General features: G+C 64.9%; 4 protein-coding genes. All 4 read right to left on the reverse strand.

Annotated elements, in window-relative coordinates:
* Position 1: 1 nt before the first annotated feature.
* The 4 genes from C5708_RS11330 to C5708_RS11345 are packed head-to-tail and all read right to left on the reverse strand — an operon-like array spanning position 2 to position 8,062.
* Complete coding sequence (locus tag C5708_RS11330) at positions 2-3,364, reverse strand: amino acid adenylation domain-containing protein (protein ID WP_242921072.1); 3,363 nt, start codon at positions 3,362-3,364, stop codon at positions 2-4.
* Positions 3,361-5,670: a class I tRNA ligase family protein gene (locus tag C5708_RS11335; RefSeq protein ID WP_242921074.1), complete on the reverse strand. Its 2,310-nt coding sequence runs from the start codon at positions 5,668-5,670 to the stop codon at positions 3,361-3,363. The genes C5708_RS11330 and C5708_RS11335 overlap by 4 nt, the downstream gene beginning before the upstream one ends.
* Before the next feature lie 27 nt (positions 5,671-5,697).
* Complete coding sequence (locus C5708_RS11340; RefSeq protein WP_242921076.1) at positions 5,698-6,735, reverse strand: FAD-dependent oxidoreductase; 1,038 nt, start codon at positions 6,733-6,735, stop codon at positions 5,698-5,700.
* A gap of 10 nt (positions 6,736-6,745) precedes the next feature.
* Complete coding sequence (locus tag C5708_RS11345; protein ID WP_347567014.1) at positions 6,746-8,062, reverse strand: SidA/IucD/PvdA family monooxygenase; 1,317 nt, start codon at positions 8,060-8,062, stop codon at positions 6,746-6,748.
* Between the last annotated feature and the right edge of the window lie 385 nt (positions 8,063-8,447).

Below are 8,447 nucleotides of genomic sequence, written 5' to 3' on the forward strand. Positions count from 1 at the left end.
CTCAGGCCATCTCCGCCTGGGATAGCGCTCGATCGAGATGGCTGGCCATCTTACGCGGCGTGTCGAGGCGCGGCAGGTTGGCGATGGGCACCGAGACGCCGAATTCCTTGCGTATGCGCGCGAGGAGCCGGACGCCCGACAGCGACGTGCCGCCCAGCTGGTAGAAACCACTGACCGGATCAATCGCGTCGTTGCGCAATATGTCGGACCAGATGTCGATAATCTTCGCTTCGATTTCGGCTGGCGGAGCGGGACCGGCTGCAGCGGTCGCGGCGGGGGCGTCGTCAGGCATCGCGGTCTTGGTCAGGAAGGTCCGGTCGACCTTGCCGTTGCGGGTCAGCACCAGACGCTCCAGCCAAACGAATTGGCGCGGCACCATATAGGCAGGCAGGGCCGCTTCGAGCGCAGCGGTCAGGGTGCATTCGCCGACCACGGTTCCATCGCCCGTCTCGACGAGGAAGGCGACGAGGCTGGGACCGTCCCGCGTGTCGCGGCCGACCACGGCGGCGGCGGCGACGCCGGGCTGGCTGACCAATATGGCTTCGATCTCCGCGGGGTCGATGCGATAGCCGTTGAGCTTTATCTGAAAATCGACCCGGCCAAGGATTTCGATGTTTCCATCCGGCCGATAGCGGGCGCTGTCGCCGGTGCGATAGAGCCGTTCGCCCAGCGGCTCGTGGTGGAAGAACTTGGCGGCGGTCAGCGCCGGATCGTCGAAATAGCCCTTGGCGACCCCCTCTCCGGCGGCGTGAAGTTCGCCGGGAACCCAGTCGGGACACTCGCGACGCTGCGCATCAAGGATATAGGCGCGGTTATTCTCGTTCGGCTTGCCATAGGGGATCGGCCCGTCGATCGCGTTGGGATCGTCGATGGGATAAAGGATGTTCCAGACCGTCGTCTCCGTCGGCCCGCCCAGGCTGACGATCCGGACGTCCGGCTGGAGCGCCGCGATCCGGGCCGGCAACGTCGCCGGAATGCGGTCGCCGCTCATCATCACGCAGCGCAGCGACCGTGGCAGCATCCGACCGGACGCAACGGCCTCTTCCACCAGCAGCTCCACGATCGCCGGCACCGAGTTCCACATCGTAACGCCGGCGCGCGTCGCCAGATCGAGCCAATGCGCGGGATCGGCCGCGCGGACGGCGTCGGGAATGACCAGGGCGGCGCCGGCCGAGAACGCCCCGAATATGTCGAAAACCGAAAGATCGAAGCTGCAGCTGCTGACCGCGATGATGCGGTCCTTGGCGGAAATCGCGAAGCGCCTTGTCGTATCGGCGATCAGGTTGATCAGGTTGCTCTGGGTGACCATCACGCCCTTCGGCGCGCCCGTCGAGCCCGAGGTATAGAGGACGTAGGCGAGATCGCTTTGCGCCGCATCGGCCGGGGCGAAATCCTCGGGCCGGGTATCCGCTTCCGCGTGCTTGGCCGCCTCCAGAAAGGCGTCATCGATCGTCAGCGTCGCCGTGCCCTCGCGGCGCAGCGCCTCTCCATGCTGCACGAGCGCGCACCGTATCGCCCCGCTCGACAGCAGAGCCTCGATCCGGCCTGGCGGAAGTCCAGCCTCGATCGGCACATAGGCGGCGCCGGCGAGGCCTATCCCCATGATCGCGACGATCTGTTCCCATCCCTTGTGCATCACGACGCCGACGAGGTCGTCGCGGCCGATGCGATTGTGGTTGAGCCAGCGCGCCACCGCGCACGCACCGGCGCACAGCTCGCCATAGGTCAGGCGCCTCGCGCTGCAATCGATGGCCAGAGCGTCCGGCGCCGCCGCGACATGCCTGAGAAAGCCGGCGTGGGGCCGCCCGAGGGGAAGGGGGACGGCCGTATCGTTGGCCGCCCGGCGTTGCGCCCGTTGATCCCTCGGCAGGAGATCCTGATCGATGCGGGACCAGGCCGCGTCGCCGGCGGCGAGCGCGAGGAGAAGCCGCTCATAGGCCTCTGTCAGAGCGTTGATCAGCCCTTCCGGAAATAGCGCATCCACCGAATCCATCTGGATGACGAGGGCGCCGTCGCTCTCCAGCGCGAAGGCGTTGAGCCATACCTGCGGCGTCTGGCTGACCGAATAGACTTCGTTCCCCCAGGCGGCGATCGCCGAACCGTCCGGAAACGCTCCGAGCGTGCTGTTGAAGGTGAATGGCATCGGCGCCGCCTGACCGGCGCCGGCGCGCCGGCCGAGTTCCCGCATGACGTCGAGACCGGAGAACTGGCGATGATCCAGCCCCTCGCGCAAGCGGGTCTGAACCGCGGCGGCGCGCGCGCCGAAATCGGCTCCGGCGTCGATCTCGATCGGCAGCAGCAGGCAATCGGTGAAGTTGCCGATGACGCGGTCGATGTCGTCATGGGCCGGCAGGCGGTTCGCCAGGGTGACGTTGAGCGTAAAACGGTCGCCTGCGCCCCAAAGCGACAAGACCTCCGCATAGGCGGCGGCGAGCGCGGCCGTCGGCGTCAGGGCCCGATGGACCGCCTGCGCCTTGAGCGCGGACCAGCGCTCAGGCTCGATGCGAAATTCATGGCGGACCGAAACCGGCCTCCCTATCGTCTCCGGGTTGCCGGCCAGCGGCAGCTGCGGATGGGGCGGAATCGCCTCCAGCTGGCCCAGCCAGTAATTGCGCGCACACCGGTATTCCGGCGCGAGTTGCGACGCCGCGAGCGCGCGAACATGGTCGAAGAACGATACCCCCAGGGCGCCGCGCAAACCCTGACCGTCGGGCTCGACATAGGCCTGACGCCAGTCGTCGAAGAACAGGAACGCGCTGCCGCCGTCGATGATCAGCCCATCGTGACTGACATGCAGGATCATTTCGGCGTCGCCGAAGATGCTCAGGCGCACATCGATGAGCGGCGCCTTGTCGGCTGGCAACACCTGGTGGGCCATTTCCGCCCGCGTGCGATCCCGCGCCGCCTGCTGGGCGGAGGGGGAGAGGTCGCGCAGGTCCGCCACCGCGATCCGCACCGGCGACCGCTCCGCCGGGCCGTCCTCGACCTGCGTCGCATCGTCGGCGAAGCGGGTCCGCAGCATGCCATGCCGCTCGACGACCGCGGACAGAGCCGCTTCGAGCCGAACGGCGTCGAACACGCCCTCAATCTCGCGGTAGACATGCGAAGACACGCCCCCCATCGAGAAATGGTCCTGGCGGCCATAATAATAGCTCGCCTGCATCGGCGTCAGGGCGATCCGCCCGTCGTCGTTCGTAGGCGCGGCCTGCAAATGCTTGAGCAGCTCGGATTTGGACTCGCGGATCATCCCGATCAGCGCCGGGTCGATCGCCGAGCGCGGCCCCTCCAGACGCAGGTTCGAGCCGTTCCGCAACAAGACGAGGCCGCGTTCGGCCACAGTGCTCAGAATGCGCTCGACGCTCATATCGAGACCCCCTCTTCCTCACGGGCGGCGCTCCGCTCGACCGTCAGGGCGAAGAGCGTGTCGATCGTCTCCGCTTCCAGAATGTTGCTGACCAACAGGTCGACGCCCCAGTCGGTCTGCAGCTTGCGTTGCAGCGTGATCGCGCCGAGCGAGGTAAGCCCAAGATCGCGCGGCGATTTCGACCGGACGGGCGCATCAGGCTCAAGGCGCAGGATCGCCCGGAACATCGTTTCCAACGCCGCCTGTTTGATCGCTCCGGGATCGGATGGAGGCGGATCCCGAGCCTCCGCCGGCCCGGCGTCGCCAGACGGTGCGGTCCTCGGCACGGCGAAGAAGGACGCGCCGGCCAGGCGTATCTCGACGCCGGGCGGCGCCAGCGTTACACGATCGCGCCAATGCGTCGTGGCGTTATCGGCGCCGATCGCCTTGGCCAGCTTGCCGGCAAAGCGCGGCATGACCGGCGCAGCGCATTGAGCCAGCAACCGCGCCGCCGCCAGCTCGAGCGCGATGACGGTCCGCCACTCGTCATAGAGGCTGGGATCGCCGAACAGGCTCTGATGCGCTTTTGAGAAACGGATGACGTCATCGATCAACGCGCTGAGCTGATGCATCACGCCATTGAGCGAAAAGCCGTCCGCGCCATAGTGTATCGCGATCGCGTCGAGCCTGGCCTGCAGCTGCGCGAGGAACGCGCTCTGGATCGGGGACCATACGCCGGCGTCCGGGGCATGGCCGTCGAACTGCGCGGCGATGCGGTCCCCCAGCCCGTTCAGCCAACCCTGCCACCGCCCGATCAACGTCTCCTCAATGACGGCCTGGCAGGTCTGCAGTTCGAAATTGGTTCGCTCCGTCTCGCCCCGCGTCAGGCAGAGATAATAGCGGACGGCGTCCACCGTCTCGGACGACAGGATATCCTTGCCCCAGATCGCATGGCGCCGGCTGGTCGAAAACTTCGCGCCGTCGAGCAGGTAGAATTCGTTGACGTTATATTCGATGTCGCAGACCCAATCCGGGTGGGCGAGGGCGTACAGCACCGGATACAGGATCGTGTGGTAGAAGCTGTTGTCGTATCCGAAGAAGTGGACGATCTTCCAATCGCGCTGCGGCTGGTCCGCCGACCAGTCCCGGCCGTGACGGCGGCCAAGCTCGGCGATGCCATGCAGGAATCCGTAGGCCATTTCGGGCCAGACCCAGATGACTTGGCGCCCTTCGACCGGCTCCACCGGCGGCACCCCCCATTCGGACGGGTGGGTGACGGGTAGATGGAATTCCCCGCGCGCAAAGACACGTCGGGCGAGGTCCTGGAGCCGCGGCGAAACCTTGCCGGCGCGATGATGCGCCAGCACGGTCTCGCGGAAATCATGCAGCGGCAGAGAGAAGCGATCGGCCGCTCCTCGCACCGGCTCCGCACCGGAAAGCTTGGACTTTGCGTTGACGAGGTCGACACAGAGATTGGGCTCGCCGCATTCCTCGCAGATATTCCCTCCGGTCGGCGACGAGCAGTTCGGGCAGCGCCCGCCGACATCGACCTCATAGAGGTATTTCCGGGTCTCGGCATCGAAGAGCGCCGGATCGGTCCGCCGCTGCACGGCGCCCGAGCGAACCAGGCGCGAGAAGAAATCTTGCAGCCCTTCCCGGTAGGCTGGATCCGTTCCGGTTACGGTGAACTGGTCGACCGGGATGTCCATGAGCGAAAGCGTCGCGCGGATCTCCGCGGCATAGTGCGCGGCGACCTGCAGCGGTTCGCTGTTCTCCTGTTGGGCGCGCGCAACCACATAGCTTTGGAAATCGTCGCTCCCGGTCAGGTGATAGGCCGCGACCCCGTTCATGCGCTGGAAGCGAACGAAGACGTCGGCGCCGAGATAGGGGCCGGAGAGATGGCCCAGATGCAGATCGCCATTGGGCGTCGGCGGCGTTGAGAAAACGAAGACCGGCCGATCGATAAAGCGCTCCCTGCCGGTATTCCTGGCCGCTTCGGTCGCGCGAGCCGGGTCGCGGCCATAGAGATCCAGAAACTCCAGCGGGATGTCGCCGGTGTTGCGGAGCGTGTGCGTTTCGAAGGGCTCGAACACCGCCACGGAACCTGGGCGGACAGGGTGGACGATGTTGTCGACCACCAGTTCGCCCTCGCCCTTCAAGATGACAAACGCCTCGGCTTCGTCATGCTGGTGCGCGGTGGTCTCGCCCCCGGGCGCCACGCGGCCGAAGCTCGCGGCGCCGGCTGGACCGGCAAGGCTGTCGATCGCCGCCATCCCGATGCCGAATGCAGCCGAGTAAACACCGTCGTCCAAGGTCGTGATTTTCATCGCGTGCGATCTCCTGAGGCCGGGTGATCAGTCATCGAGCAGGCTCAGCGCTTCAGCCGCGATGGCCGGCGCCAGGCGGTAGCCTGATCCATTCGCAGCGCCGGCGAAGATGATCCGCCCGCTTCCGCCAATCTTGGCGACGATCGGTTCTCGGCTTGGGCTATAGGCGTCGCAGAACACTCGGCCGGACCGCAGTCTGTCGGCCAGATCCGGCGCGTAACGCCGAAGCACCGCCTGCGCCTCATCGAGATTCTGTCGCGTGACGCCAGGCGGCGGCGCGTCGGGATCGACGTCCCAGTCGAGGCAGGTATAGCTGAAAAGCCAATGGCCACGATGCTGGAGGGGCAGCAGGAAAGCGTCCTCTTCCGGGAACAGGACCGCGGCGTCCCCCTCGTCCACCGGAGCGTTCAGGTGGAAGGCGACGATCTTCTTCACGCGGACGCCCAGCGGCGCGACCATCGCGCGCCACGCGGCTGCATTCACCCACGGCCCCGGCGCCAGGACCAGCCTGTCCGCCCTCACCGTCTCGCCGGTCGAGAGCACCGCTGCGGCGACGCCTTCCTCTTCCTCGATACGAGCGATGGTGACCCCTTCGAGCATCGAGATCGCGGGCCGGAAATCGCGGACAAGGAAATCCGTCAGCGCCCCCACGTCGGAATAGTGGCACGCCGGGACCGACCAGACCGAAGCGCCCTGCGGCTGGCCCCTCGCCGCCTTTGCGCGGATCGGCGATGTTTCGATCGGCCCCGCATTGACGAACCTGGATCGCGCCGACTCCGCGGCCGCGCCGAAAGCGACCGCATCCAGCGCCACCGGGTAGATCGGCAGGCGGGGATCGTCAGCCGCGAGCGCCTGATAATAGCGCTCGCTTGTCGCGGCCATGGCCCGCGTGCGATCGGTTCGGCCGGCCGCGAAATGCAGACCTGCGGAACGTCGTGTCGCGCCCGAACCGGCCAAGTCCCGGTCGATCGCAATGATCTCCGCGCCGGGCCGCGCGGCCAGAAGCTCTTTGACGATGACGGAGCCGATGATGCCCGCGCCCGCGACTATGATCCGTTCACGCATGGCTGCACCGTCACCCTGCGCGATGCTGCTGCTCGGACCAGGCGTGGCTCGGCTGCCAGGTCACAAACGACCGCTTCTGCGCGGCGCGCGCGCCGCCGCCCCCGCTCAGCATCGCATCGATCACGCATTGGCTGCGCCACGCGATCAGGCTTAGATTGGGCTCGGCTAGGCCGCGTTGCTGTCGCGCGGCGTTCAGCATGAAAATGCGCCGATCAGCGGGACCGTCCCACACCGCCGCAAAATTGGAGTCGATGCGGACCTCGACGTCTTCATACTCGAGACGCGGCGCGAGCGGTGCGAGGAACGGCATGGAGTGACCGCGGAAGCCTGTCGCCCATATGACGATGTCGGCATAGACGGGCTTCTCTTCCGATCCCGCCGCATGATGGGTCACGGCCAGCTCCCACTGCCGCCCGTCGTGCCGCACCTGGTCCACCGTTCGGCCCGGCATCATGACGGGCATGTCGCCGCGGTCCTCGACAAAGCGGAGCGTGTAGAGGCGCTGATAGATATCTCGTATCGTCTTTTCAGAGATGCCGTCGCTCGCCAGAATATTGCGTTCCAGGAACGCCTTCTTGAAATTCGCGTCCTTATCAAAGAAGTATTCGGAAAAGCACGGCATGAAATAGTCGTTGACGAATGGGGAATCATCCAATGGAAAGAAGTTTTCCCGGCGCGATATCCAGGTGACTTGCTTCGGAAGCAAGTCGTTGTCGCAGGAGATCGTGTCCAAGAAGGCCTCGGCCCCGGATTGACCGCCCCCGACGATGGCGACGCGCTTGCCTTTCAACGAATTTGCTCTGAGGCCATATTCGCTGACATGGAACTGTGTCGGCCCGATATGCTTCCGGGCGAAACTGGGGACATGCGCCTCGGTGCCGACGCCGACCGCGATATTCTCGGCACGGATGGTGCGCTTCTCCGTCTCCACGACGAAATGCCCGTCGAACCGGATCTCGATGACCTCTTCACCGAAATGGACGTTCTCGTTCAGGTCGGAGGCCCATTTCAGGTAGTTCCGGAATTCCCGCCGCGGAACCGCATCGAACTGCGCATTGAGAAAGTGGTGAATCTTTCCTTCTGAGAATAAGTAGGAAATAAACGAGAATGGATTTGTGGGATCCGATAGCGTCACCAAGTCTTTGAACAGCGCCACCTGCAGCGTCGCTCCGGGAAAATACATCCCGTCGTGCCACGCGAATTCGGGCTTCCTGTCGACGAACACACAGTTCACGCCCTTGTACGGGTAAAGCAAGGACGCAAGACTAAGATTAGACGGCCCGACGCCGATACCGATGCAATGATATATCATGGCCCCTCTCGGCATTAAGATCTCAGTCGACTACAGCCCCAACATTTTAAGAAAAATGCACGCAAGCAAGCTCGAACACGACTGACGAGTTGGCGACTTTATTTCCATGTCGCGGCGAGAACATCGCAATTACTTAACGATGATCGCATACTATTATTTCTGAAAAACTCGACGCATTCTTGAGCTGCGCGGCCCCAGGCGTAGCAGCCTAAACTTGCAACGCCGCAATCACACGAAATCGGCGCCCCATGCAGCGCTCACCCCGCGAACTACAGAGTGTTGGTGTGGACGGCCTCTCATCCCAACGGTTTGATGGCGCTTAGCGTCAACAAACCAGTCGAGAGGAGAGCCACATGGTCACACCAGTGCGTATCGGCATGGATGTGAATCGGCGTGGAAA

The sequence above is a fragment of the Caulobacter sp. CCUG 60055 genome, from assembly GCF_022750545.1.
In the GTDB taxonomy this organism is placed as follows: domain Bacteria; phylum Pseudomonadota; class Alphaproteobacteria; order Caulobacterales; family Caulobacteraceae; genus PUIC01.